Origin of the sequence: Streptomyces laurentii, from assembly GCF_040635425.1 — a bacterium.
Taxonomy (GTDB): domain Bacteria; phylum Actinomycetota; class Actinomycetes; order Streptomycetales; family Streptomycetaceae; genus Streptomyces; species Streptomyces laurentii.
Map to the genome: position 1 here is coordinate 15,575 of NZ_JBEYHT010000066.1, position 25,856 is coordinate 41,430.

Consider the following 25,856-nt stretch of genomic DNA (forward strand, 5'->3'; position numbering starts at 1 on the left):
GTCTCATGTACCGCCGACGGGCCCGAATAGCATTATCGAACGGTCAGTCCTTGGCTCCCGGGATCTTGTAGTCCTGGCCGAGCACCACGGTGACATCGGCGTTTCCGGTGGCCTTGCCCTTGGTGACGGATCCGGCCGGCAGCCCGAGGGTCTTGGCGACCTCGCCCGCGGCGGCCTTCTGCGCGTCGTCGGCGTACACGACCTGGGACGTGGCCCGGACATCGGTCTTGGTGCCGCCGACCACCGCGTAACCGCCGTTGATCAGGACCACACGGGCCGGCTCGGTGGCGCCCTTGCCGCTGGCGTCGCGGACCGCGACCCGGGTGGCCGCGCCCTGCTCGGGCGCGCTGACCTTGCCGCCGAGGACCTTCTCGACCATGGACGCGCCGGTGTCCCCGGCGAGCGAGCCGTCGCTCTCGACGGGCAGCAGCTCCGTCTTGTACGCGCCGGTCTTGGCATGCTCGGCGAGCTTGGCGAGCGAGGCCCCGAGGTCCTTCTCCGGCAGGGACGGGTCGAGGATCTGGGCCAGCGTCTCGACGGTGATCGTGGCGGCCTTGGGGTCGTCGGAGATCTTCCGCAGCACCCCGTACATGACCTGGCCGAAGCGCTCCAGCTGCTTGGCCTCGGGCTCGCCGGACGCCCGGTAGGTGGCGTAGGCGACGGCGGCGCGGCCGTTGAGGGTCTGGTTCTCGCCCTTCTTGACCAGCGGCTCGGCGCCCTTGGCGCCGGGCACGTCGGTGTCGGTGGTGATGTCGATGTTGCTCACCAGCTCGACGAGGTTCTCCAGGTACGGCGTGTCGAGCCGCCAGGTGCCGGTGATCTTCGCGCCGAGGAGGTTGCCGACGGACTCGCGGGTGCTGCTGGAGCCGTCGTCCTCGACGGACTTGGCGAGGGTGGTGGTGGTGCCTTCGTCGGTGGCGACGGCGAGCGAGTTCGGGAGCAGGACGGTGGTGCCCTGACGGGTGGTCGTGTTGTCCACGAGGAGGGCGGTGGAGGTGCCGCCGCCCTTGGTGTCGTGCAGGTGGACCACGATCGTGTCGCGCTTCTGCGGGCCCGTGGCGGTGTTCTGCTGCTGCGCGTCGCCGTCCGACGTGCCGGGGAGCATGCCGGCCGACCAGAGCCAGCCGACGCCGCCGACGACGGCGAGCGCGAGGACGACGGCGAGGGCGACGACGCGGTGCCGGCCGCGGCGGCGGGCCTCCTCGCGCCGCTCGGACCGGCTCTCGGTGAACTTGAGCCAGTCGATGACGTCCTCGGAGTCCTCGTCGGGCTCCTCGATGAACGCGAACTGCGCGGTCTGGTACGCGCGGGGCTCGTCGTCCTCGGGCGACGGACGCTGCCCGGGCACGGCCGCGGACAGCGGCGGTTCGGGCTCGGGGTCGGGCGCCTGCGACGGTGGGGCGTGCGCGGGCGCCTGGGGTGGGACCGCCGGCGCGGGGGCCGTCTCGGTCTGCACGGCCCACTGGTTGCCCGTGTCGTACGCCTGGTGTTGCTGGGACTGCTGGTGTTGCTGGGACTGCTGATGCTGCTGGTAGTCGTACGCGGGCTGCTGCCCGTACGCGTCGTACTGCGGCTGCGCCGGTGCCTGCTGCTCCGGGTACGACGGGGTCTGCGGCTGCTGCCCGTAGGCGCCGTAGCCGTAGTCCTGGGCGTATCCCTGGCCCTGGGACGGGTCCTGGGCGTACTGCTGCTGCGGGGCGGCCGGGGGCTGCTGTGCGGCGTACGGGTCGTCATACTGCTGCGCGACCTGCTCGTAGACCGGCTGTCCGTACGCGTCGTAGCCGATGATGCGCGGCTGCTGTGGGTAGTACGGGTCGTACGGGTTCTGCTGATCGTTCAACGGTGCCCCTCCCCGAGGCTCGCTCGGAGGCTTACTCGCCGCGGTACAACTGGCGCTTGTCGATGTAGCGCACCACACCGTCCGGCACCAAGTACCAGACCGGGTCGCCTTGTGCCACCCTGGCCCGGCAGTCGGTGGAGGAGATGGCGAGTGCGGGGACCTCCACCAGCGACACCCCGCCCTTGGGCAGTCCGTCGTCGGTGAGGTCGTGACCCGGTCGGGTGACGCCGATGAAGTGCGCCAGGCTGAACAGTTCCTCGGCGTCGCGCCAGGTCAGGATCTGGGACAGCGCGTCGGCGCCGGTGATGAAAAAGAGGTCCGCGTCGCTGTTGAGGGAGCGCAGGTCCCGCAGGGTGTCGATGGTGTACGTCGGCCCGCCGCGGTCGATGTCGATGCGGCTGACGGAGAACTGCGGGTTGGAGGCGGTGGCGATGACCGTCATCAGGTAGCGGTCCTCGGCCGGCGAGACCGCCTTGTGGCTCTTCTGCCACGGCTGCCCGGTCGGCACGAACATCACCTCGTCGAGGTGGAACAGGGCGGCCACCTCGCTGGCGGCCACCAGGTGTCCGTGATGGATCGGATCGAACGTCCCGCCCATCACACCGAGTCGGCGCTTGCCGCGACGGCCAGTAGGCACTTCCTGCTCTCCCATGCGTGCAGAGCCTACTGGCACGGCGCCGGGTGCCGGATCAGCGGCCTCGCGGCTCAGCGGTCGCGGTTGAAGCGGGTCGTGATCCAGAGCAGCAGAAGGAGCGCGAGCAGGGCGCCGCCACCCGTGACGAACGGGCTGAGGCTTTCGTGGTTGCCGCCGTGCTCGGCACCCTCGTTCGCAAGCGTGACCAGATTGGCGGCGGTGGCGTGGAGGCTCATCTTCTGAATGACCTTCGATCGGGGATGGGAGCGGAGACTTCGCGCACATCGTATGCGGGACGTCGCGGCGTGCTCACGCCGACTCAGGCGTTGGCGTCGGTGGGGCCGTTTCCGGTGCGGGTCGCGGGGGCCTCGGCGGGGGTGCCGGAGGTGTCGGAGGATGCCGGCGCGGCCGTCCGGGCGGCCGTGGTGGCAGGGGTGGCCGTGGTGGCAGGGGTGGCAGGGGTGTCGGCCTCGGCGTCGTCACCGCCCTGGCGGTAGCCGCGCAGCAGGAACCAGGCGAGCAGCGCGCCGCCGACCATCGAGACCAGCAGGACGATCCGGAGGGTGTTGCCCGGTCCCTGCGTCGAGGCGGCGGCGAGCAGGGCGGGGACGGCGGTGGTGACGGGGTCCGTCATGGCGGTCGTGCTCCTCGATTGTCCACTGTGCCCGAGTTATCCACAGGCTCCGGCACACGGTAGCTCTCTCGCCTAGGCTGGGGCGCGTCAGGGGGACGAGCATGACGACTCGTACGAACAGGGGGCATCCATGACCGAGACCAATGGAGAGAAGCTGCCGGGGCGGCGGCGCACGCGCTTCCCGGACATCTCCTCGCGGGCCTACGAGCACCCGGCGGACCGCTCGGCGCTGGTCGCGCTGCGCAAGCTGAGCGGTTTCGACACCGTGTTCAAGGCGCTGAGCGGGCTGCTGCCGGAGCGCAGTCTGAGACTGCTGTTCCTGTCGGACTCCGTGCGGGTGAGCGACGCCCAGTTCTCCCACCTCAACGACATGCTGCGGGACGCCTGTTACATCCTGGACCTGGAGAAGGTCCCGCCGATGTACGTGACGCAGGACCCGAAGCCGAACGCGATGTGCATCGGCCTCGACGAGCCGATCATCGTGGTCACCACCGGGCTGGTGGAGCTGCTCGACGAGGAGGAGATGCGCGCGGTCGTCGGCCACGAGGTGGGTCACGCGCTCTCCGGCCACGCCGTGTACCGGACGGTCCTGCTCTTCCTCACCAACCTGGCGCTGAAGGTCGCCTGGATCCCGCTGGGGACGGTGGCGATCACGGCGATCGTCACCGCACTGCGCGAGTGGTTCCGCAAGTCGGAGCTGTCCGCCGACCGGGCGGGGCTGCTGGTGGGACAGGACCTCCAGGCGTCGATGCGCGGCCTGATGAAGATCGCGGGTGGCAACCACCTGCACGAGATGAACGTGGACGCGTTCCTCGCCCAGGCCGACGAGTACGAGAAGGGCGGCGATCTGCGGGACTCCGTCCTGAAGATCCTCAACGTGCTGCCGCGCTCGCACCCGTTCACCACGGTCCGGGCGTCCGAGCTGAAGAAGTGGTCCGAGACCCGCGACTTCCAGCGGCTCATGGACGGGCACTACCCGAAGCGCACGGAGGACAAGGACACGTCGGTGACCGACTCGTTCCGCGAGTCGGGGCGGCACTACGCGGAGTCGGTGCGCACCAGCAAGGATCCGCTGATGAAGCTGGTCTCCGACATAGCCGGCGGCGCCGGGGACCTCGCGGGCGACCTGGGCGGGAAGCTGTTCGGCCGGTTCGGCGGCGGCGCGGGAGCCGGATCCGGTACGGAGGCCAAGACGGGCGACCCGAGCGCCCCACAGGCTCCGGACGGCAACGCCGGTGACGCCGGTGACGCCGGTGACGCCGGTGACGCCGGCGACAAGGCCGGAGAGGGCAAGGACCGGGCGCCGGGTCAGGGCGAGGGCTGAGCCTTCGGGGCGAGCACCCCGCAGAGCGCGGAGGGAGCGGGCTGACCGGTGGTGTACGGGTCGGTCACGGCCGGATGCGTACGGTCGGCCCGCTCCCCCGCGAGCAGCGGACGCAGGGCGCCGCTGGTGTCGGTGTCGCAGGACTGCGGGCCGGCCTCGACGGTGCTGATCAGCAGTTCGGTCCGGTGCGTCTGGAGGTCCTGGCGGTCGAAGCGGAAGCGCAGTTCACGGTGGACCGTGTACAGCGAGGCCCGGTCGGCCGGGGCCTTGCCGGAGGCGGCGGGGCGGACCGCGTAGGTGAAGGTGTGGTCCGAGGTGACCTCCAGCTGGTCGCCCGCGACCTCCGCGTAGTGGACGGCGCCCTGGACCCGGACGGCGGGGTCGGCGAGGACGGCCTGGTGGGGGTCGAAGCGGACCAGCCAACCGGAGACGGCGTGCCGTCCGTCGTCGCGGGACGTGCCGCCGACGCTCCGGTCGAACTGCGGCTGCTGGTCGGGGTCGAGCAGCGTCCTGGCCGGGCCGACGGTCCGCCCGGCCAGGACGCCGGGGTCGAGGGAGGAGGCGACCAGGTAGTCCTTGGCGATGCCGAGGGCCGCCCTGACCTGGCCTTCCGAGAAGCTGGTGGTCGCGGCGGCGGGCGGCAGGACGATGCCGGCCGCGCCGGTGCGGTAGGCGGCGGCGGGGCTGTGCGCGAAGAGCCCGGCGGCCGGGCCGCCGGGGACCGGTCCCTCGGGGACGAGCCGGACGACCGTGCTGCGCAGCGGTTCGGTGGGCTGGACCTGCGGGATCTGGTACGGGTTGCGGACGCCAAGGTAGACGGCGGTGCCGAAGGCGAGGAGGACGAGGAGGACAAGCAGCAGGGCCTGCCGGGCCCCGGTGCGGCGGCCACCCCGGCCGGGGCGGGGGCGGACGGCCTGGGCGTGTTCGCCCATGCGTTCCTGGGCGGAGAACTCCTGGAGGCGGGCAGCGCGGATGAACGCCTCGTCGAAGACGACGGATCGGTACTCGTCCTCACCACCGCCGGGCGGCTCCGGGGGCGGGACCTCCGGCGGTTGTCCACGGCCTGTCACAGCACCTCCGCTTTCGCGTTCACCTCACGTCGACGACGTCGGACAGGTCCTGTCCGTCACGGGTCCGCTCGCGCGGACGGGTGAGAAGCCCTCGCATGAGGGAGGGGTCACCACTTCAGGGTAGGCCGGTCTCGCGACCGGCGACACGGCTGGGAGGTGAGCGCCCGGACAGGCGGGGACTTCGAGGTGTTCGTACCCACCGGGGCGGCCGTGTATCAGGGGGTGACGGAAGCGGCCGGGACCTGGGCCGGCGCCGGCGGCGCGGCGGGGGCGGTGCCCATGGTGGGGACGACGCGCGGTTTGTCGACGCCGGTGGTGGCCGGCGGCCGGATGCGGTCCTGCCGGTTCTGGGAGGCGCCCCGGTAGACGGCGCTGAAGGCGAGGGCGACCATGCCGACGCCCATCACGAGGGCGAGCACCCAGGCGACCGGGCGGTGCCAGCGGGCGCTGCCGCGGTAGGGGCGCAGGGCGCCGCCGTCCGGGCCGTAGGGGTCGGGGCCCTCGGCGGCGGTGTCCGGGTCGTGGCCGGGGCGAAGCCGCGGGTCGTAGCCGTCCTCGTAGGGATCGTCGGGACCGGCGCGGGCCCGGGCGCGGGCGGCCTCGGACTCCGCCTCGGCGCGGGCCTGCGCGGCGGCGAGCAGCCGTTCGACGGCGGTGGGCTCGTGGAAGGCGGCGGCCCGTACGAAGTCCTCGTCGAAGACCACGGTGGCGAATTCCTCGTCGGCGCCGCCGCGGTCGACAGAGTCATCGGGGTCCCCGCCGTCCGAAAACGGCCTTCCCCCCACGTCGTCCGGCACGGATTCAGAGTAGCCCCGGGAGGGCGATTTGGGCAGGGAGTGCGCAAACCGTCCCTGCCCTCGTCCGGGGCCGCCCGGGGTGCCTCAGCGGATTCCGGTCACCGGATGTGACCGTCGCCGGTGACGATGTACTTGGTGGAGGTGAGTTCCGGAAGGCCCATGGGGCCCCGGGCGTGCAGCTTCTGGGTGGAGATGCCGATCTCGGCGCCGAAGCCGAACTGTCCGCCGTCCGTGAAGCGGGTGGAGGCGTTCACGGCGACCGTGGTCGAGTCGACCAGCTGGGTGAAGCGGCGGGCGGCGGCCTGGGAGGTGGTGACGATGGCCTCGGTGTGGCCGGAGCTCCAGAACCGGATGTGCTCGACGGCCTTGTCGAGGGAGTCGACGACGGCCGCGGCGATGTCGTAGGAGAGGTACTCGGTCTCCCAGTCCTCGGGGGTGGCCGGGACGACGGTGGCCTTGGTGCCCTCGGCGCGGGCGAGGACCCGCTCGTCGGCGTGGACGGTGACCCCGGCCTCGGCCAGGGCGTCCAGCGCGCGCGGCAGGAAGGCGTCGGCGATGTCCTGGTGGACGAGGAGGGTCTCGGCGGCGTTGCAGACGCTGACCCGGTGGGCCTTGGAGTTGACCAGGATGGCGACGGCCATGCCGAGGTCGGCCTCGGCGTCCACGTAGACGTGGCAGTTGCCGGTGCCGGTCTCGATGACCGGGACGGTGGACTCCTCGACGACGGTGCGGATCAGGGAGGCGCCGCCGCGCGGGATGAGCACGTCGACGAGACCGCGGGCGCGCATCAGTTCGCGGACGGAGTCGCGGGACTCGCCGGGGACGAGCTGGACGGAGTCGGCGGGCAGTCCGGCGCCGCCGACGGCGTCGCGCAGCACCCGGACGAGGGCGCTGTTGGAGGCGTACGCGGAGGACGAGCCGCGCAGCAGGACGGCGTTGCCGGACTTGAGGCAGAGGGCGGCGGCATCGACGGTGACGTTGGGCCGGGCCTCGTAGATGATGCCGATGACGCCGAGGGGGACGCGGACCTGGCGCAGGTCGATGCCGTTGGGGAGGGTGGAGCCGCGCACGACCTCGCCGACCGGGTCGGGCAGGGCGGCCACGTGCCGGACGTCGGCGGCGATGGCCCGGACCCGCTCGGGGGTGAGGGTGAGCCGGTCGATGACCGACTCGCTGGTCCCGGCCTCGCGGGCGCGGGCGATGTCCTCGGCGTTGGCCTCGACGATCTCGGCCGTACGGACCTCCAGGGCGTCCGCCATGGCGAGCAGGGCGTCGTCCTTCGCCGCGCGCGGAAGTGGCGCGATTTCGGCGGCCGCGGCACGGGCCCGGTAGGCGGCCTGGGCGACCGGGGACATGTTGTCGAGGGGCGTGAGCGAGGTCATGCCCGCAGGGTACTGGCAGCCCCGCGGACATCCCTCACGTCTCGCCTCGCCGTCCCGCAGGACGAGACGGCCCCGAAAATCCGTGCGGACGGCGGCTCGCGTACGGCCGGCCCGGCGGGGCCGGTACGCGTCGCTCAGTACGGGTGGACACCGACCGGGGCGGCCGGCGGCGGGCCGTAGCCCTCGGCGATCCGCTGGTGGTAGGTCTCGCGGTCGATGACCTCCAGGCCGACGATCTCCCACGGCGGCAGCTGCGCGCTCTGCCGGTGCTCGCCCCACAGCCGCAGGGCGACGGCCGCGGCGTCGTGCAGATCGCGGGCCTCCTCCCAGTAGCGGATCTCGGCGTGGTCGGTGGCATAGCGGCTGGTCAGCAGGAAGGGGTGGTCGTGGGCCAGCTGTTCGAGGGCCCGGCGCACCTCCGTCAGCGGGGCCTCCCGGCCGGAGACGCTCAGGGTGACGTGCCAGAGCCGGGACACCTCCCGGTCCGGTTCGCGGGTCTGCTCGGGTCTCCTGCCGGACGACTCCCCCGGCCGGGCGCCGGCGGAGTCCCCGCGGTCGAAGTCGGCTCCGGCCCCGACACTCGTCAGGGCGCGTTCGGCCGTCCCGCGGGGCTGAGCCCCTGGGCGCGCTCGTCTCACGGCGGCCTCCTGTGTGATGCCTGTGCTGCGTGCTTGTCGCCTGCTGCCTTGGTGCCTGGTGCCTGCTGCGTGGTGCCGCGCGTGCGCGCGGGTCCGTGCTGCCCGCCCCCTCGGTACTCCCCTGTCCCCGACACAAAGTGGACCAGCCCGGGGCGGCGGATGGGGCGGTTTTGGTAAAGGTGCCTGCCGGATGACCGGACTTTCAGCCGTTTCGGTTCACATACCACCCGTCGTACGAGACCGGATCGTACGGACCGGACGGGCCGTGGACCCCGTACTCACATCACGACGAGGTCGTCACGGTGCACGACCTCACGCTCGTACTCCGGGCCCAGTTCCCGGGCCAGGTCGCGGGTGGAGCGGCCGAGCAGCCGCGGCAGTTCACGGGCGTCGAAGTTGACGAGCCCGCGGGCGACGGCGTGCCCCACGGTGTCCCGCAGCTCCACCGGGTCGCCGGCCGCGAACTCGCCCTCGACGGCGGCGATCCCGGCCGCGAGCAGCGACTTCTTGCCCTCCACCACGGCCCGTACCGCCCCGTCGTCGAGGACCAGCGCGCCGCGCGGCGTGGAGGCATGGGCGAGCCAGAGCAGCCGGTCGGCGGAGCGGCGGCCGGTGCGGTGGAAGTACGTGCCGGTGTCCCGGCCCGTGAGGGCGTCGGCGGCCCGGCTGGCCGAGGTGAGGACGACGGGGACGCCCGCGGCGGCGGCGATCCGGGCGGCCTCGACCTTGGTGACCATGCCGCCGGTGCCGACGCCCGCCTTGCCCGCCGCGCCGATCTCGACGTGGGCGATGTCGGCGGGGCCGCGCACCTCCGCGATGCGCGCGGTGTCCGGCCGGGCCGGGTCGCCGTCGTAGAGGCCGTCCACGTCGGACAGGAGGACCAGCAGGTCGGCGCGGACGAGGTGGGCGACGAGGGCGGCGAGGCGGTCGTTGTCGCCGAAGCGGATCTCGTCCGTGGCGACGGTGTCGTTCTCGTTGACGACCGGCAGCGCGCCCATGGCGAGCAGCTGGTCGAGGGTCCGGTAGGCGTTGCGGTAGTGGGCGCGGCGGCTGGTGTCGTCGCTGGTGAGGAGCACCTGGCCGACGCGGACCCCGTAACGGGCGAAGGAGGCGGTGTAGCGGGCCACGAGCAGGCCCTGGCCGACGCTGGCGGCGGCCTGCTGGCGGGCGAGGTCCCTGGGGCGGCGGGTGAGGCCGAGCGGGGCGAGACCGGCGGCGATCGCGCCGGAGGAGACCAGCACGATCTCCTTCTCGCCGCCGCTGCGGACCTTGGCGAGGACGTCGACGAGGGCGTCCACGCGGTCGGCGTCGAGGCCCCCCGACGCGGTGGTCAGCGAGGACGAGCCGACCTTCACGACGATCCTGCGGGCTTCCGTCACGTCCTGCCTAGCCACTGTCACCTGCGGGTCCTCGCCGTCGTGCTCGCCGTCGTGCCCGGCGCGCGCCGATCCGCGGGCCGTGCTGTCGCTCGGCACGCAATCTACGCGAGACGGACCGGCCGCCGCCCGGCTATTCCGCGGGCTGGACGGACCGCCCGGTGTGCGCGTCCCAGGCCGAGCCGATCATGGCGCGGACGTCGTGGCGGGCGGTCCAGCCGAGTTCGGCGGAGATCCGTCCGGCCGAGGCGACCACCCGGGCCGGGTCGCCGGGGCGGCGCGCGACGACGGTGGGCTCGCCGGTGTGCCCGGTGATCTCGCGGACCAGGTCGATCATCTCCCGTACGGAGACGCCCTCGCCGCTGCCGATGTTGAGGGTGAGGTCGCGCGGGGTGCCGGCGGCCGCGTCCGCGGCGAGCCGGCGGGCGGTGGCGAGGTGGGCGTCGGCGAGGTCGGCGACGTGGATGTAGTCGCGGACGCAGGTGCCGTCGGGGGTCGGGTAGTCGTCGCCGAAGATCAGCGGCGGCTCACCGGCGTCGAGCCGCTGGAAGACCATGGGGACGAGGTTGGAGACCCCGGTGTCGGCCAGTTCGGGGGCGGCGGTGCCGGCCACGTTGAAGTAGCGCAGGCAGGCGGTGGCCAGGCCGTGGGCGCGGCCCACCGAGCGGACCATCCACTCGCCGGCGACCTTCGTCTCGCCGTACGGGCTGAGCGGGGCGCACGGGGTGTCCTCGGTGACCAGCTCGGTGTCGGGCGTCCCGTACACGGAGGCGGAGGAGGAGAAGAGGAAGGCGGCCACCCCGGCCTCGGCGGCCGCCTCCAGGAGGACCTGGAGGCCGGTGACGTTCTCGCGGTAGTAGAAGAGGGGACGCTCGACGGACTCGCCGACGGCCTTCTTCGCGGCGAGGTGGACGATGCCGCGGACGCCGTGGTCGCGCAGCACGCGGTCGAGGAAGGGCCGGTCGAGGACGGTCCCCCGCTCCAGCGGTACGCCCGCCGGGACGCGGGCCGGGTCGCCGCTGGAGAGGTCGTCCAGGACGACCACCCGCTCCCCGGCCTCGGTCATGGACTTGACGACATGCGAGCCGATGTAACCGGCGCCGCCGGTGATGAGCCACGTCATCCGGGCAGCCTAGCGCGTATGTACGGGGCGGCCTGAAACTGTCGGAACTCTTTGCACCGGCCCCTCGGCCGCCTGTCAGCCCTCGCCGCGCGCGAGCGAGGCGCGGAAGGCCCGGCACTCCTCGTACACCGGCAGGATCCCGGCCGCGCGCGCCTCGGCGAGGGTCGGCGCCTCGGCGTCCTTGGCGGACAGCTCGGGCGAGCTCCCGGCCGGCCAGACCACGCCGATCTCCGGGTCGAGCGGATGGACGCCGTGCTCGCGCTGCGGGGCGTACCCCTCCGAGCAGAGGTACATGACGGTCGCGTCGTCGGTGAGCGCGCAGAAGCCGTGGCCGAGGCCCTCGGAGAGGTAGACGGCGCGACGCTCCTTGTCGTCGAGGCGGACGCCCTCCCAGCGGCCGAAGGTCGGCGAGCCGACCCGGACGTCGACGATGACGTCGAGCACGGCGCCGCGGACGCAGGTCACGTACTTCGCCTGGCTGGGCGGGACGTCGGCGAAGTGGACGCCGCGGACGACCCCGGCGGCGGAGACGGACATGTTCGCCTGCCGCAGGTCCAGCGGGTGGCCGACGGCCTCGGTCAGCGCCTCCGCCTTGTACCACTCCAGGAACAGGCCGCGGGCGTCCCCGTGCTGCCGCGGGACGAACTCCCAGGCTCCCTCGATGCCGAGCGGGTCGACCTTCATGGATAGTGCCGCTCCCTATTTTCTCTGTCTCTGCGCTGCTGCGACTACGTGGACTGCCGCGACTGCTTCCGTGGTGCCCGGTCGTGCCGGGCCGCGCCTCAGGCCTCGTACGCGAGCAGGTCGAGCAGATAGTCGCCGTATCCGCTCTTGGTCAGCGGCCCGGCGAGCTCGCGCAGCCGCGTGTCGTCGATGAACCCGGCCCGCCAGACGGCCTCTTCGAGGCAGCCGATCTTCATGCCCTGCCGTTCCTCGACCACGCGCACGTACTCGGACGCCTGGACGAGGGAGTGGAAGGTGCCGGTGTCCAGCCAGACCGTGCCGCGGTCGAGGACCGAGACCTGGAGCTCGCCGCGCTCCAGGTAGTACCGGTTGATGTCGGTGATCTCCAGCTCGCCGCGCTCGCTGGGCTTGAGGCCCCGGGCGATGCCGGTGACCCGGCTGTCGTAGAAGTAGAGGCCGGGCACCGCGTAGCGGGACTTCGGCGCGGCCGGCTTCTCCTCGATGGAGCGGGCGCGGCCGTGCTCGTCGAAGTCGACGACCCCGTAGGCGCTGGGGTCCGAGACGGCGTGCGCGAACACCACGCCGCCCTCGGGGCGCCGGAAGCGGGCGAGCTGCCGGCCGAGGCCGACGCCGTGGAAGATGTTGTCGCCGAGGATGAGGGCGACCGGCCCGTCCCCGATGAACTCCTCGCCGATGACGAACGCCTCGGCGATGCCGTTGGGGTGGTCCTGGGTGGCGAACCGGATGTCGAGCCCGAACGCCGATCCGTCGCCGAGGAGGCGTTCGAACTGCGGGCGTTCCTCGGGTCCGGTGATGACGAGGATCTCGCGCAGGCCCGCCATCACGAGGGTGGTCAGGGGGTAGTAGATCATCGGCTTGTCGAAGACCGGCATGAGCTGCTTGGAGACCGCGCGGGTGATCGGCCACAACCGCGATCCCGTCCCGCCGGCCAGCAAAATTCCGCGCATGGCCGGCAGCCTACGGCAGCGCCGGGGCCGCGGCCGAGTCCCGCGCGAGCCGGACCGAAGCCATTTTCCGGACAGTTCGCACAGTCGTTCGCAGGGGCGCCCGCAGGACCGCCTCGCGACCGTTTCCCCGCCGTCTCCCCCCGCCCGTCTCCCGACCCGTTCCGGTACGCCGCCGGTACGCCGCCGCGGCCCCGTGCCGTACGCGCGGCTCCCCCTCCCCACCGGCGGGACACCCCTAGGATGGGGCTCCTTATGAGGATTCTGGTCACCGGCGGCGCCGGATTCATCGGATCACAGTTCGTACGAGCGCTGCTCTCCGAAGAGCTGCCCTCGGGCCGGGACGCCCGGGTCACCGTCCTGGACAACCTCACCTACTCGGGCAACGAGGCGAACCTCGCCCCGGTCGCGGACCTGCCCGGCTACACCTTCGTCCGGGGCGACATCCGCGACCCCGGCACCGTCGACGAGGCCGTGCGCGGCCAGGACGCGGTGGTGCACTTCGCCGCCGAGTCGCATGTGGACCGCTCGATCCTGGACTCCGCGCCCTTCGTGACGACGAACGTCCTCGGCACCCAGACCCTGCTCGACGCGGCCCGCCGGCACGGCGTCGGCCGCTTCGTGCACGTCTCCACCGACGAGGTGTACGGCTCGATCGCCGAGGGCTCGTGGACCGAGGACTGGCCGCTCGCGCCGAACTCCCCGTACTCCGCCTCGAAGGCCGGCTCGGACCTGCTGGCCCTGTCGTACCACCGCACGCACGGCATGGACGTCGTCGTGACCCGCTGCTCCAACAACTACGGGCAGTACCACTTCCCCGAGAAGATGATCCCGCTGTTCACCACGAACCTGCTGGACGGCAAGAAGGTGCCGCTGTACGGCGAAGGGCTGAACGTGCGCGACTGGCTGCACGTCTCCGACCACTGCCGGGGCATCGAACTGGTGCTGCGCGACGGCCGGGCCGGCGAGATCTACCACATCGGCGGCGGCACCGAGGTCACCAACAAGGAGCTGACCGGGCTGCTGCTCGACGCCTGCGGCGCCGGCTGGGACATGGTCGAGCACGTCGAGGACCGCAAGGGCCACGACCTGCGCTACTCGCTGTCCATCGGCAAGATCCAGGAGGAGCTGGGCTACGCGCCGCGCGTCTCCTTCGCGGCGGGCCTCGCCGACACGGTCCAGTGGTACCGGGACAACCGCGCCTGGTGGGAGCCGCTCAAGGCGAAGGCGGCGCTGGCATGACGGCCCGCTGGCTGGTCACCGGCGGCGCCGGGATGCTGGGCCGCGACCTCGCCGGGGTACTGGGCGAGGCCGGGGCCGACGTCCTCGCGCCGGGCCGCCGGGAGCTGGACGTCACCGACGCCGGCGCGGTGCGCGCCGCGGTCGCGGGCCGGGACGTGGTCGTCAACACCGCCGCCTGGACCGACGTGGACGGCGCCGAGTCCGAGGAGGCCGCGGCCACCCGGGTCAACGGCGACGGCCCGCGCACGCTCGCGGCGGCCTGCGCCGCGTCCGGCGCGGTCCTGCTCCAGCTCTCCACCGACTACGTCTTCCCGGGCGACGCCACCGCGCCGTACCCGCACGACGCCCCCACCTCCCCGGTCAACGCCTACGGCCGCGGCAAGCTCGCCGGCGAGCGGGCGGTCCTGGATCTGCTGCCGGAGCGCGGGTACGTGGTGCGCACGGCGTGGCTGTACGGCGCCCACGGCCGCAACTTCGTGTCGACCATGCTGGGCCTGGCCGAGCGGCACGCGACCGTCGACGTGGTCGACGACCAGCGCGGGCAGCCCACCTGGACCCGGGCGCTGGCCCGCCAGCTGTACGAGCTGGGCGAGGCCGCGGTCGCCGGGCGGGCCCCGGCGGGCGTCTACCACGGCACCGCGTCGGCCACCGCGACCTGGTTCGACCTGGCCCGGGCGGCCTTCGAGCTGACCGGCCTGGACCCGGAGCGGGTGCGTCCGACCACGTCGGAGGCGTTCGTACGGCCCGCGCGCCGGCCCGCGTACAGCGTGCTCGCGCACGAGCGCTGGGCCGAGGCGGGCGTGGCGCCGCAGCCGCACTGGCGCGACCAGCTGGCCGAGGCGCTGCCCACCATGACGACCGGCACGGCGGCCCCCGGCGGACGGCCCGGCGCGTGACCCTGCTCGACCGCCTCACCCGTATCACCACGGTCCTGCCGCGCGGCACCGCCTTCGTCGGCGTCGGCACGGCGCTGCTCGGCGGGGCCAACTACGTCCATCTCGCGGCGGCGGGCCACTCGCTCTCCGTCGACGACCTGGCGAGCTTCTCCGTCCTGTGGACGATCGTCGCCTCCCTCGGGCTCGGCCTGTTCTTCCCCATCGAACAGGAGGTCACCCGGGTGGTGGCCGCCCGTGTGGTGGCCGGCGACGGCGCCCTGCCCGTGCTGCGGCGCGGCGCGGCGCTGGCCGGCGGGCTGCTCGCGGCCGTCCTGCTGCCGCTCGTGCTGTTCGCGGACCCGATCGCCGGCCTCTTCTTCCACTCCGACCGCTCGCTGCTCATCGCTCTCGGCGGTGCCTTCGCGGCCCTCGCCTGCGCCCATCTGACCCGCGGGATGCTGGCCGGGCTCGGCCGCTTCGAGGCGTACGGGCTCCAGCTGGGCCTCGACGGACTGCTGCGCATCGTGCTGTCGGTGGGCCTGGCGCTGGCCGGGGTCACGTCGGTGTTCGCGTTCGCCGCCGTGATGACGGTGGCACCGCTGGTGTCGGTCCTGGCCACGCTGGCGCCGGTGCGGCGCGGGGCGGCGCCCGGGCCGCCGGCGGGCTGGGGGGAGCTCATCGAGCATCTGGGGCTGCTGGTCGGCTCGACGCTCCTCGCCCAGGTGCTCGTCAATGTGGCGGTCATCAGTACGAAGCTGATCGCGTCACAGGACAGCGCGCTCGTGGCCGCGCTGCTGTCGGCACTGGTCGTGGCCCGTGTCCCGGTGTTCGTGTTCGGCGCCTTCCAGGCGGCGTTGCTCGCCGGGCTCTCGACGGCGCGGGCCGAGGGCGACACGCCCGGCTACCGGCGGCTGCTGCTGCGGGCCTGCTCGGTCACGGCCGGTCTGGGCCTGTCGTTCGGGCTGGTGACGGCCACGCTGGGACCGATGCTGCTGCCGGTGCTGTTCGGCGCGCCGGACGTGCTCGGGCCGGTGGACTTCGGGTGGCTGGGGCTCGGCACGACGCTGTTCCTGCTGGCGACGGTGCTCGGTCAGGCGCTGCTGACGAGCGGCGCCGCGCGGCAGCAGCTGCTGGCCTGGATCACCGGAACGGGGGTCCTTCTCGTCGTCACTCTGAGTCCCCTTCCGCTGCGTCCGAGGGTCGAGATCGCCTATGCGCTGGGGGCCTTGACGGTCGTCGTGGTCATGCTGCTGGTGATACGTGCTCGTGTAGGCTACGGCGCGGTGCACTCATCGGAATGATCTTCATTCCTTCACTCTCCGTGACCATCTTCAGAGTGGTCACAGGTCAGTCGTGTAGCCTGCGGCGCCCTTCACCCCCACCGTGGAAGAGTAGACAGGCCCCCTTCACCATGAGTCGACCGAAAGACCGGAGCCCGGCGTGAAGTTGTGGATGCTGACTTCGATCACCGGAGTGTTCCTCGTCGCGTGCATCGTGGAGCTGCTGCGCCGCCGCAAGCTCAAGGAGAAGTACGCGTTCCTCTGGGTGTTCACCGGTCTGGTGATCATCCCGCTCGGTTTCTTCCCGAGCCTGCTGGACTCGGCCGCCCACCACGTGGGCGTGGTCTCCGGCGTCAATCTGCTGTTCTTCGTGAGCGTCGCCTTCCTCTTCGTCGTCTGCCTCCAGCTGAGCTGGGAGGTGGGCCGTCTGGAGGAGGGGGGCCGCACCCTTTCGGAGGAAGTCGCCCTGCTCCGTCTCGAGACCCAGGAACTCCGCAGCCGGCTCGGCGAGTCGACGGCCCTCGCGCCCCGCGCCTCCGGGCACTCCGGCGGGCGCCCCGCCGGACGGAGGAGCCGCAAGTGATCGACGGCAAGCGTGTACTGATCATCATGCCGGCGTGGAACGAGGCCGAGGGCGTCGCCGACGTCGTCAAGGAGGTCCACACCACGCTGCCCGGCGCCGATGTCCTCGTCGTCGACGACGGCTCGCGGGACGGTACGTCCGCCGCGGCCGGCTCGGCCGGCGCGACGGTGCTGCGGCTTCCGTACAACCTGGGCGTGGGCGGCGCGATGCGGACCGGCTACCGCTACGCGCGCGAACGCGGCTACGACGTCGCCGTCCAGGTCGACGCCGACGGCCAGCACGACCCGCGCCACGTCCCCGAGCTGATCGGCCGGCTCGGCCAGGGGGCGGACCTGGTGATGGGCGCGCGGTTCGCCGGCACCGGCGACTACGAGACCCGCGGCCCGCGCCGCTGGGCGATGCTGGTCCTGGCGTTCTGGCTGTCGCGGATGGCCCGAACCCGGCTGACCGACGTCACCTCCGGCTTCCGCGCCGCCAACCGTGATCTCATCGACGTCTTCGCCCGCTGGTACCCGGTGGAGTACCTCGGGGACACGGTCGAGTCGACGATAGCGGTGGTCCGGGCCGGCTACCGGGTCGAGCAGGTGCCCGTGGCCATGCGCGCGCGGGCCACCGGCACCCCCAGCCAGTCCCCCTGGCGGGCCACGCTCTACCTGGGCCGGATCGGCATGATCATGCTGCTGGCACTCAGCCGCCGCTCGCCCCTCGGCGCCCGGCTGAAGACGGGCCGGTGACCGCGGTGCAGCAGGCTTCCGACCCGTCCGGCGCGACCGGCCCGTCCGGCGCGCCCGCCACGACCGGCACCCCCGCCGCGCTCGGCACCCTCGGCACCCTTGACATCATGCTGCCGCACTACGGCGACACCGCCCTGATGCAGGACGCCGTCCGCAGCGTCCTCGCCCAGACGGACCCGGACTGGCGGCTGACCGTCGTCGACGACGGCACGGAGCCCGGCGTCCCCGAGTGGTTCGCCGCCCTCGGCGACCCGCGGGTGCGCTATCAGCGCAATGCCCGCAACCTCGGCATCACCGGCAATTTCCGTAAATGCGTCGACCTCGTCGAATCCGCCCACTTCACCATGCTGGGCAGCGACGACCTGCTGCTGCCGACCTACGTCGCCACGATGCGCGCCGCCGTCGCGGCCGTGCCCGGCGCGGTGCTCTACCAGCCGGGCGTCGAGGTCATCGACGAGCACGGCCGGCCCGCCACCACCCTCGGCGACGAGGTCAAGCGGCGGCTGTACGCGCCCCGGCACACCGGCCGCCGCCGGGTGCTCTCCGGCGAGCCGCTGGCCGCGAACCTGCTCGGCGGCAACTGGCTGTACTTCCCCTCGATCGTCTGGCGCGCCGACGCCGTCAAGGAGGTCAACTTCCGCGAGGACCTGTCCGTCATCCAGGACCTCGCGCTGATCATCGAGCTGATCCGGCGCGGCGGACGGCTCGTCGTCGAGCCGGCGACCGCCTTCCGCTACCGCCGCCACTCCGGAAGTCTGTCCTCGACCGAGGCCCTCTCCGGCGCCCGCTTCGGCGAGGCCGTACGGTTCTTCCATGAAGTGGCCGGCGATCTCGACCGGCACGGCTGGCCCCGGGCCGCCCGTGCCGCCCGGCGCCATCTGTCGATGCGACTGCACGCGCTGACGATGGTGCCCGGGGCCCTGCGCCTGCGCCGGCCCGACGCCGTGCGCAGCCTGTTGAGGTACGCCCTGACGCCCGCCCGCTGACCGGCCCGGCACCACCCGATCGGCTCCCGCCGTCCCCCCCGGGTTCCCCCGGTGCCCGCCTTCGCCCCCTCTGGTTCACCCCTGGTCCCCCGTCCGTCCCTCCGGAAGCCACTCCTTCATGATTTCCACGCAAGAAGCAGAACGGTCCGACGCCCCGCGATTCAGCATCATCGTCCCGGCCTACGGGGTCGAGGCGTATCTGCGGGACTGCCTCGACACCGTCCTCAACCAGTCGTTCACCGACTTCGAGGTCATCGCGGTCAACGACGCCTCGCCCGACGCCTGCGGCGAGATCATGGACGAGTACGCCGCGGCGGACCCGCGGGTCGTGGCGCTCCAGCTCCAGGAGAACGTGGGCCTGGGCCGCGCCCGCAACGCCGGCATGGCCCGCGCCCGGGGCACGTACCTGCTCTTCCTGGACAGCGACGACACGCTGCTGCCGGGCGCGCTGGCCGCGATAGCCCAGCGCCTGACCGACACCGGCGATCCGGAACTGCTCGTCTACGACTACGCCCGCACCCACTGGGACGGCCGGATCACCCCGAACGCCAAGCGCAAGGTGCTCGCGGACAGCCCCGAGGGCGCCGTCGGCCTCGCCGCGAACCCGGGCCTGCTCGAACTCCTCCAGGTCGCCTGGAACAAGGCCTACCGCCGCGACTTCGTGGAGCGCTGGGGCTTCGAGTACCCGCACGGCTACTACGAGGACACCCCCTGGACGTACCCCGTGCTGGTCGCCGCCGAGTCGATCGCGGTGCTCCCCCGGGTCTGCGTGCACTATCGCCAGCGCCGCCAGGGCAGCATCCTGCACAGCACCAGCCGCAAGCACTTCGACGTGTTCGAGCAGTACGAGCGGGTCTTCACGTTCCTCGACGCGCACCCCGAGTTCGACCAGTGGCGCGGCCCCCTCTTCGACCGCATGATCACCCACTTCCGGGTGGTGCAGAACTCCCCCGGCCGGCTTCCCGAGGAAGCCCGCGCCGAGTTCCAGGCGACGCTCCAGAGCTACGCGGACCGCTACCGGCCCGCCGGGCACACCGCCCCGGCCCGGCGCTCCGCCTCCGGCGCCCGCAAGGCCGTCGCCAAGCTGCCCGCCCCGCTGCGCGGCGCCGCCCGGCGCGCGGTCCGCACCGCCCGCCAGGTCAAGGCCGCCCCGCGCCGGCTGAAGAAGCCGGTGCGCTCCGTCGTGCTGAAGGGCTACTACCGGGCGCAGCGGATGCTGCCGGTGCAGAACGACACGGCCGTCTTCGCCGCGTACTGGAACACCGACTACTCCTGCAACCCGGCCGCCATCCACGAGAAGCTGCGGGAGCTGGCGCCGAAGGTGAAGACGACCTGGGTGCTCAAGCCCGGCTCACGCAACACCCCGCCGCCCGGCACGAACGTCGTCCACCCCGGCTCGTTCGCCTTCTGGCGGGCGATGGCCCGCGGCAAGTACTTCGTCAACAACGTGAACTTCCCCACCCGGGTGGTCAAGCGCCCCGGTCAGATCCATGTGCAGACGCACCACGGCACCCCGCTCAAGCGGATGGGCGTCGACCTGACCGAATTCCCCATAGCTCAGGGCGATCTCGACATGAAGACCCTGGTGCGCCGGGTGGACCGCTGGGACTACAGCGTCTCCTCCAACAGCTTCACCACCGCCATCTGGGACCGCGCCTACCCGGCCGAGTACCGCTCGCTCGACTACGGCTACCCGCGCAACGACGTCCTCGTCCGGGCGACCGCGGAGGACCGCCGCGCGGCCCGCGCGAAGCTCGGCCTCGCCAAGGACGCGACGGTCGTGCTGTACGCGCCGACGCACCGCGACTACCAGGGCGTACCGGCCCCGCTGCTCGACCTGGAGCACCTGGCGGCCCGGCTCGGCAAGGGCTACACGGTGCTGTCCCGGGCCCACTACTTCAACCTGGACGCCCCGGCCGGCAGCGCCGCCGGCGAGGCCCACGGCATCGTCGACGTCAGCAAGCACCCCTCACTGGAGGAGCTGTTCCTCGCGGCCGACTGCCTGCTCACCGACTACTCGTCGCTGATGTTCGACTACGCGCTGCTCGACCGGCCGATGGTGATCTTCGCCAACGACTGGGAGGTCTACCGCGCGACCCGCGGCACCTACTTCGACATCCACGTCGAGTCGCCCGGTCATGTGGTGGAAACCGAAACCGACCTTCTGGACGTCTTCCTCTCGGGCCGCTGGTCCGACAGCGAGTCCACGAAGCTCCGTACGGAGTTCCGTCGGCGCTTCTGTGAGTTCGACGACGGCTTCGCGTCGGAGCGCGTGGTGCGGAAGGTCTTCCTCGACGAGGAGAATGTACCGCCGATCGCGCTCCCGCCGGAGCGCCCGACACCTCGCACCCGCGGCTAGAGCTACCGTGTCCGGCGAACCGTACGTCGCCGTTCCACGCACGAACACCTTGAAGAAAGGCGCAGTACCCATGCCTCCCCGCCTGTCAGTAGTCGTCCCCGTCTACAACGTGGAGCTCTTCCTCGACGAGTGCCTCCAGTCCATCGCCGACCAGACGTTCACCGACTGGGAGACGATCGTCGTCGACGACGGCTCGACCGATGGCAGCCTCGCCATCGCACGTGGCTGGGAGAAGAAGGACAAGCGTTTCCGGGTCGTCGCCCAGGAGAACAAGGGCCTCGGCCCGGCCCGTAACGTCGGTGTGGAGCACCTCACCGAGGGCACCGAGTTCCTCACCTTCGTCGACAGTGACGACATCGTGCTGCCGGACGCGTACGAGCGCTGCATCGCCAGCCTCGACAAGACCGGCTCGGACTTCGTCAGCGGCAACGTGAACCTGCTCAAGGCGGGCGAGGTGTCCATCTCCCCGCTGCACGAGAAGCGACTGCGCGACAGCCGCGAGCGCACCCACATCACGCGGGACAACGCGCTCGTCCACGACCGTACGGCCTGGAACAAGGTCTACCGCCGGTCCTTCTGGGAGCAGCACAAGTTCCAGTTCCCGGGCATCTTCTACGAGGACATCCCGGTCACCCTGCCGTCGCACTTCCTCGCCACGGCCGTCGACGTCCTCGGCGCCCCGATCTACCTGTGGCGCCAGCGCACCGGCGGCGCGCCGTCCATCACGCAGCGCCGTACCGAGCCGAAGAACGTCCACGACCGCATCAAGTCCTGCGACTCGGTGAGCCGCTTCCTCGCGTCGATGCCGCGCGCCGACCGCGACGAACACAAGCGCTGGTACGACCGGATCGTCATCAGCAGCGAACTCACCATGTTCATGGCCGTGCTCGAGGACGGCAACGACGAGTTCCGCACGCTGTTCATGGAGGGCGCGCGCGACTACCTGAGCCGGGTCGACCCCGCCGTGTTCAAGGAGCTCGGCGTCGCGCTGCGGATCAAGTGCCACCTGATCACCGAAGGCCGCCTGGAGGAGCTGCGCGAGCTGCTGACCTTCGAGCGGGAGAACGGCCGCGCCATCCCGGTCACCCGGCAGGGCCTGCGCCACTTCGCCGACTACCCGGTCCTCGACAAGGACAAGGGCGACCTCCCGCGCGACGTCCTGCGGGTCGACACCGAGCTGTCGGCCCGTGCCCGCGCCGAGCAGGTGCTGTGGCAGAACGGCCGGATGCACGTCGAGGGCCACGCCTACATCCGCAACCTGGCGGCCCCCGCGCCGACGCCCTCGATGCGCGTGCTGATGCTGCGCGAGACCGGCAGCCGGCGCACCGTCCTGGTCCGCCCGAGCCGCACCCGCGCGCTGAAGGCCACCCAGGGCTCCGGCCAGGCGCTGCACAGCTACGACTGGTCGGGCTTCACGCTCGATGTCAACCCGGCCAAGCTGAAGGGCCGGACCGGCTGGCGCGACGGCGTGTGGCGGATGACCGTCGCCACCGTCCAGGACGGCGTGGTGCGCCGCAGCCGGCTGAAGGCCGGCGAGAGCGGCAACGCCGAGAGCCCGGCCCAGCACTGGATCGAGAAGGACGTCCGGATCGTCCCGTTCGTCGCCGACGCCCACCTCTACCTGCGGGTCGACAAGGTCCGCGCCAAGCTGACCGGCCACCGTCTGATCGACGGCAGCGCGATCGAGCTCTCCGGCGTGCTCGGCCACGAGGCCGCCGCGGCCGGTGCCCAGCTCGCGATACGGCTGACGCACCCCACCTCCGAGACGGCCCTGGAGCTCCCGGTCAACCGGGTCACCCGGCCGGGTGTCGCCGAGTTCTCCGTCCGGGTCCCGCTCGCCGCGCTCGACATCGAGGGCCGCGACACGGAGGACCTGGACGTCGCCGACAAGTGGACCGCCGAGCTGGTCGTCGGCGGGCGGGCGTTCGCCGTCGCCGTCCACGACCGCCAGGGCGACCTGGGCCACCAGTACCCGGTCGACGGCGCCGAGACGGCCGCTTGGGGCACCCGTACGATCACCATCGCCAACGACGGCGCCGGCCGTCTGGTGCTGCGCACCCAGCCCGTCCAGCCCATGATCGCGGAGGCGACCGTCTCCACCGACGGCCGGATCAGCCTCACCGGCGCGCTGCCCATTACGGGCGACGGCGCCGACGAGGAGCTGGAGCTGGTGCTGCGGCACAGCCGGCACGCCGAGGAGCACCGTCACCCGGTCACCGTCGAGAACGGCACCTTCCACGCCGACTTCCTGCCGGTGCCGATCGGGTTCGCCGAGGTGCCGCTGCGCTCGGGCCGCTGGTACCTGTTCGTGCGGACGGTCGACAGCCGCGTCGAGGTCCCGGTCCGCGTCGTCCCGTCGGCGCTCGCCACCCTGCCGGTCTCCTTCCACCTGCGGGGTCGCGACTACACGCTGACCCACCGCTTCTACGACCGGCTGCTCGTGGACTCCGCGAGCAACCTGAACCCGGAGGAGCTGGGCTGGTACCGCCAGCGCGAGATGCGCTCCACCGTCTACGAGCAGGCCCGAAAGGCCCCGCTCAAGGACGTGGTGCTGTACGCGTCGTTCTCCGGCCGCCAGTACTCCGACTCGCCGCGCGCGGTCTACGAGGAGCTGAAGCGCCAGGGCTCGCAGCTGGAGCACGTGTGGGTGGTCGAGGACCTGCGGGCCGAGATCCCCGAGGGCGTCCGGATGGTGCGCCGCTGGAGCCGCGAGTGGTACAAGGCGCTCGGCACCAGCCGCTACATCGTGTCCAACACGCACCTGCCGTTCTGGATCAACCGCCGCGAGGGCCAGGTGATCGTGCAGACCTGGCACGGCACCCCGCTCAAGCGGATCGGCCACGACATCGACAGCGTGCAGTTCGCCGACCGCAAGTACCTGGAGAAGGTCGCCCAGGAGACTCCGAGCTGGAGCTTCATGATCTCTCCGAACCGCTTCTCGACCCCGATCATGAAGCGCGCCTTCCTCTACGACGGCGAGGTGCTGGAGTCCGGCTACCCGCGCAACGACGTGCTGCTCTCCGCCAAGACGGAGGACCTGGCGCGTACGGTGCGCGAGCGGATCGGGCTGCCGGAGGGCAAGAAGGTCGTGCTGTACGCGCCGACCTGGCGTGACGACCAGTTCTACAAGGCCGGCAACTACAAGTTCGACCTGCGGGTCGACGTCAAGAAGGCGAAGGAGCAGCTGGGCGACGACCACGTCCTGCTGGTGCGCAAGCACTCCAACATCGTGGACGCCGTGCCCGGCGCCGGCGACGGCTTCGTCTACGACGTGTCCAGCTACCCGGACATCGCGGAGCTGTTCCTCATCACCGACGTCCTGGTCACGGACTACTCGTCGCTGATGTTCGACTTCGCGAACACCGGCCGTCCGATGCTGTTCTTCACGTACGACCTGGAGTACTACCGCGACCAGCTGCGCGGTTTCTACTTCGACTTCGAGAAGCGCGCGCCCGGCCCGCTGCTCCAGACCTCCGACGAACTCCTCGACTCGCTGCGGGACATCGACGCGATCAGCGCCCGCTACACCGACGCGTACCGCGAGTTCAAGGAAGTCTTCTGCGACCTCGACGACGGCCACGCCGCCAAGCGGGTCATCACGCGGATGCTGGAGCTGGCGGGACAAGACAAGGACACTCCTTCGGAGGACCGTTGAAGTTCCCCTCCCTCCCCTCTCCGAGCCGGGTCCTCGAACGGGTCCCGGCCCGGCGGCGGCTGCCACTGGCCGTGTACGCCGCCACCCAGGTGATCTTCCTGCTCTGGTGGGCGGCGTTCTACCCGGGCGCGATGAGCTACGACTCGGTCTCGTACGTGTGGCACGTGACCACCGGTCACTGGATGTCGAATCACTCGGTGGTGTACGACGGCCTGCTGTGGCTGTCGCTGCAGACCACCGGTGACGTCGCGCTGCTGACGTTCCTGCAGACCGTGGCCATGGCCTCGGCGCTGGCGTACGTGGCGATGACGCTCCGGCAGTTCGGAGTCAAGGGGAAGTGGAGTTTCTCGGCGGCGGTGGCCTGCGCGCTGCTGCCGCCGATCGGGAGCTTCGTGATCTTCGTCTGGAAGGACGTGCCGTTCGCGATCGGCGCGGTCCTGGCCTTCGGCGCGGCGGGGCGACTCGCCGCGCGTCGGCTGCGTGGCGCGCTGGAGGTCCGGGACCGGGTCTTCCAGCGCGAGATCGCGATGCTGTTCCTGGGCTTCCTGTGCATGGGCCTGTTCCGGAACAACGGTCTGCTCGTCGCGGTGCTCGCGCTGCCCGTCCTGCTGCTGACGCTGCCGCTGATCCGCCGCTGGGTGCTGTTCGCCACGGTCGTCCCGGTGGCGATCGCGGCGCTGCTCAACACCGTGGTCTATCCGGCGATCGGCGTGCAGACGCCGACGAAGGACATGGTGTACGCGATGAACTACGCGGACATCGCGGTGGTGTACGGGCGGGAGCCGAAGAGCTTCTCGAAGGCCGAGACGGACCTGATGCGGAAGGTCGCGCCGCTCAGCCACTGGCGCGGCCGGGCGGCCAACTGCTACGACGCCGACTGGGCCATGCAGAAACCGATGGACCGGCGGGCCGCGGAGAAGTACAACGACCAGCTGCTCGACCTGTGGTTCCGGGTCCTGGGGCGGAGCCCCGACCAGATGATCTCGGCCCGGCTGTGCCGCTCGCACATCGCCTGGTCGCTGTTCCCGGGCCCGGCGGACCTGGCCGGCAACACGATGATCAGCCGCCCCCGTATCTCGGAGAACCTGTACGGCTGGGCCGACTGGAACAGCGCCATGAAGCACAGCAAGTACCGCCCGGTGCTGGTGATGCGCCCGCTGTCGGACCCGCTGAACACCGCGGCCACCTTCGTCTGGGAGGCGTCGACCACCCCGCAGCTCCAGTGGCTGCTGGTCCGCGGCGCGTTCTGGTGCTACGCGGCGTACACCGTCCTGCTGCTCCTCGCGCGACGGCTGCGCAACTGGGCTCCGGTGGCGATGCTGGCGATCCCGCTGGGGCTCCAGCTGACGGTCATCGCGGCGAACCCTGCCCCGCTGGCCCGCTACATGTACGCCCCGGTCTTCCTGGGCATCCTCGCGCTGCCGCTGCTCGGCGCCCACCCGCGGCTCGCCCGCCGCACGGGCGGCAAGGCCCGTCTGGAGCTGTCCCTGACGGAGCCGAAGTACCCGGCGAAGGACGATCCGCACTGGAAGGCCCCGGCGACGGCGCGCTGAGCGGCGATGCCGGAAAAACGGAAAAGGGGTGCGGGCCCGTGGCCGCCTTGAGGATGTATGGCGTGCCCTTAGAGGCGATCGACAGGGTCGAGGTCTCCTCATGGGTCCGGCCGTGCACCGTG

Annotated in this window: 22 protein-coding genes; 10 read left to right on the forward strand and 12 right to left on the reverse strand. The window is 71.8% G+C overall.

Annotation, left to right across the window (positions count from 1 at the left end; genetic code table 11):
- Positions 1-43 precede the first annotated feature (43 nt).
- The 4 genes from ABZ693_RS30070 to ABZ693_RS30085 form a co-directional block, all read right to left on the reverse strand.
- The gene (locus tag ABZ693_RS30070; RefSeq protein WP_359883726.1) at positions 44-1,840 is read right to left on the reverse strand and encodes an LCP family protein; all 1,797 of its coding nucleotides are present in this window, start codon (positions 1,838-1,840) and stop codon (positions 44-46) included.
- A 31-nt stretch (positions 1,841-1,871) separates the two neighbouring features.
- A complete protein-coding gene (gene nadD, locus ABZ693_RS30075; RefSeq protein ID WP_359883729.1) occupies positions 1,872-2,492 on the reverse strand; it encodes a nicotinate-nucleotide adenylyltransferase in 621 nt (206 codons plus the stop codon).
- Between the two features lie 53 nt (positions 2,493-2,545).
- Complete coding sequence (locus ABZ693_RS30080; protein ID WP_359883732.1) at positions 2,546-2,710, reverse strand: hypothetical protein; 165 nt, start codon at positions 2,708-2,710, stop codon at positions 2,546-2,548.
- Between the two features lie 83 nt (positions 2,711-2,793).
- Complete coding sequence (locus tag ABZ693_RS30085; RefSeq protein WP_359883779.1) at positions 2,794-3,108, reverse strand: hypothetical protein; 315 nt, start codon at positions 3,106-3,108, stop codon at positions 2,794-2,796.
- Positions 3,109-3,238: 130 nt separating this feature from the next.
- Here ABZ693_RS30085 and ABZ693_RS30090 point away from each other — a divergent pair, with 130 nt between their 5' ends.
- Positions 3,239-4,432, forward strand: a complete 1,194-nt coding sequence (locus ABZ693_RS30090) for a M48 family metallopeptidase (protein WP_359883733.1) — start codon at positions 3,239-3,241, stop codon at positions 4,430-4,432.
- Here ABZ693_RS30090 and ABZ693_RS30095 read toward each other — a convergent pair.
- The 8 genes from ABZ693_RS30095 to rfbA form a co-directional block, all read right to left on the reverse strand.
- Positions 4,417-5,502 carry an SCO2583 family membrane protein gene (locus ABZ693_RS30095; RefSeq protein ID WP_359883736.1) on the reverse strand — a complete coding sequence of 362 codons (1,086 nt, stop codon included), beginning with the start codon at positions 5,500-5,502 and terminating at the stop codon, positions 4,417-4,419. The genes ABZ693_RS30090 and ABZ693_RS30095 overlap by 16 nt on opposite strands.
- A 215-nt stretch (positions 5,503-5,717) precedes the next feature.
- Complete coding sequence (locus ABZ693_RS30100) at positions 5,718-6,299, reverse strand: SCO2584 family spore wall biosynthesis protein (protein WP_359883738.1); 582 nt, start codon at positions 6,297-6,299, stop codon at positions 5,718-5,720.
- Positions 6,300-6,397: 98 nt separating this feature from the next.
- The gene (locus ABZ693_RS30105; RefSeq protein ID WP_359883740.1) at positions 6,398-7,681 is read right to left on the reverse strand and encodes a glutamate-5-semialdehyde dehydrogenase; all 1,284 of its coding nucleotides are present in this window, start codon (positions 7,679-7,681) and stop codon (positions 6,398-6,400) included.
- A gap of 134 nt (positions 7,682-7,815) precedes the next feature.
- Positions 7,816-8,319, reverse strand: coding sequence for a DUF8830 family protein (locus ABZ693_RS30110; protein ID WP_359883742.1), 504 nt, complete (start codon positions 8,317-8,319; stop codon positions 7,816-7,818).
- 278 nt (positions 8,320-8,597) lie between these two features.
- Positions 8,598-9,698 carry a glutamate 5-kinase gene (proB, locus tag ABZ693_RS30115; protein WP_359883776.1) on the reverse strand — a complete coding sequence of 367 codons (1,101 nt, stop codon included), beginning with the start codon at positions 9,696-9,698 and terminating at the stop codon, positions 8,598-8,600.
- Positions 9,699-9,828: 130 nt separating this feature from the next.
- Positions 9,829-10,818, reverse strand: a complete 990-nt coding sequence (galE, locus tag ABZ693_RS30120; protein ID WP_359883743.1) for a UDP-glucose 4-epimerase GalE — start codon at positions 10,816-10,818, stop codon at positions 9,829-9,831.
- Between the two features lie 75 nt (positions 10,819-10,893).
- Positions 10,894-11,502, reverse strand: coding sequence for a dTDP-4-dehydrorhamnose 3,5-epimerase (gene rfbC, locus ABZ693_RS30125; protein ID WP_359883746.1), 609 nt, complete (start codon positions 11,500-11,502; stop codon positions 10,894-10,896).
- Positions 11,503-11,600: 98 nt separating this feature from the next.
- The gene (rfbA, locus tag ABZ693_RS30130) at positions 11,601-12,470 is read right to left on the reverse strand and encodes a glucose-1-phosphate thymidylyltransferase RfbA (protein ID WP_359883748.1); all 870 of its coding nucleotides are present in this window, start codon (positions 12,468-12,470) and stop codon (positions 11,601-11,603) included.
- Between the two features lie 252 nt (positions 12,471-12,722).
- On the opposite strand from rfbA, the gene rfbB reads away from it, so the two are divergent.
- From rfbB to ABZ693_RS30175, 9 genes are all read left to right on the forward strand, one after another.
- Entirely contained in the window at positions 12,723-13,709 is a 987-nt protein-coding gene (rfbB, locus tag ABZ693_RS30135; RefSeq protein ID WP_359883751.1) for a dTDP-glucose 4,6-dehydratase, read from the forward strand.
- Positions 13,706-14,605 (forward strand): dTDP-4-dehydrorhamnose reductase, encoded by a 900-nt coding sequence (gene rfbD / locus ABZ693_RS30140; protein WP_359883754.1) that lies wholly within the window; start codon positions 13,706-13,708, stop codon positions 14,603-14,605. The genes rfbB and rfbD overlap by 4 nt, the downstream gene beginning before the upstream one ends.
- The gene (locus ABZ693_RS30145) at positions 14,602-15,885 is read left to right on the forward strand and encodes a polysaccharide biosynthesis protein (protein ID WP_359883757.1); all 1,284 of its coding nucleotides are present in this window, start codon (positions 14,602-14,604) and stop codon (positions 15,883-15,885) included. Before rfbD ends, ABZ693_RS30145 begins: the two co-directional genes overlap by 4 nt.
- 151 nt (positions 15,886-16,036) lie before the next feature.
- Positions 16,037-16,447, forward strand: coding sequence for a DUF2304 domain-containing protein (locus ABZ693_RS30150; RefSeq protein WP_359883759.1), 411 nt, complete (start codon positions 16,037-16,039; stop codon positions 16,445-16,447).
- Positions 16,444-17,181: a glycosyltransferase family 2 protein gene (locus ABZ693_RS30155; protein ID WP_359883761.1), complete on the forward strand. Its 738-nt coding sequence runs from the start codon at positions 16,444-16,446 to the stop codon at positions 17,179-17,181. The genes ABZ693_RS30150 and ABZ693_RS30155 overlap by 4 nt, the downstream gene beginning before the upstream one ends.
- The gene (locus ABZ693_RS30160; RefSeq protein WP_359883764.1) at positions 17,178-18,167 is read left to right on the forward strand and encodes a glycosyltransferase family 2 protein; all 990 of its coding nucleotides are present in this window, start codon (positions 17,178-17,180) and stop codon (positions 18,165-18,167) included. Before ABZ693_RS30155 ends, ABZ693_RS30160 begins: the two co-directional genes overlap by 4 nt.
- Before the next feature lie 118 nt (positions 18,168-18,285).
- A complete protein-coding gene (locus tag ABZ693_RS30165) occupies positions 18,286-20,526 on the forward strand; it encodes a bifunctional glycosyltransferase/CDP-glycerol:glycerophosphate glycerophosphotransferase (protein ID WP_359883767.1) in 2,241 nt (746 codons plus the stop codon).
- Positions 20,527-20,596: 70 nt separating this feature from the next.
- On the forward strand, positions 20,597-24,181 hold the full coding sequence (locus tag ABZ693_RS30170; protein WP_359883769.1) for a bifunctional glycosyltransferase/CDP-glycerol:glycerophosphate glycerophosphotransferase: 3,585 nt from the start codon (positions 20,597-20,599) through the stop codon (positions 24,179-24,181).
- On the forward strand, positions 24,178-25,734 hold the full coding sequence (locus tag ABZ693_RS30175) for a DUF6020 family protein (RefSeq protein WP_359883770.1): 1,557 nt from the start codon (positions 24,178-24,180) through the stop codon (positions 25,732-25,734). The genes ABZ693_RS30170 and ABZ693_RS30175 overlap by 4 nt, the downstream gene beginning before the upstream one ends.
- Positions 25,735-25,856 lie beyond the last annotated feature (122 nt).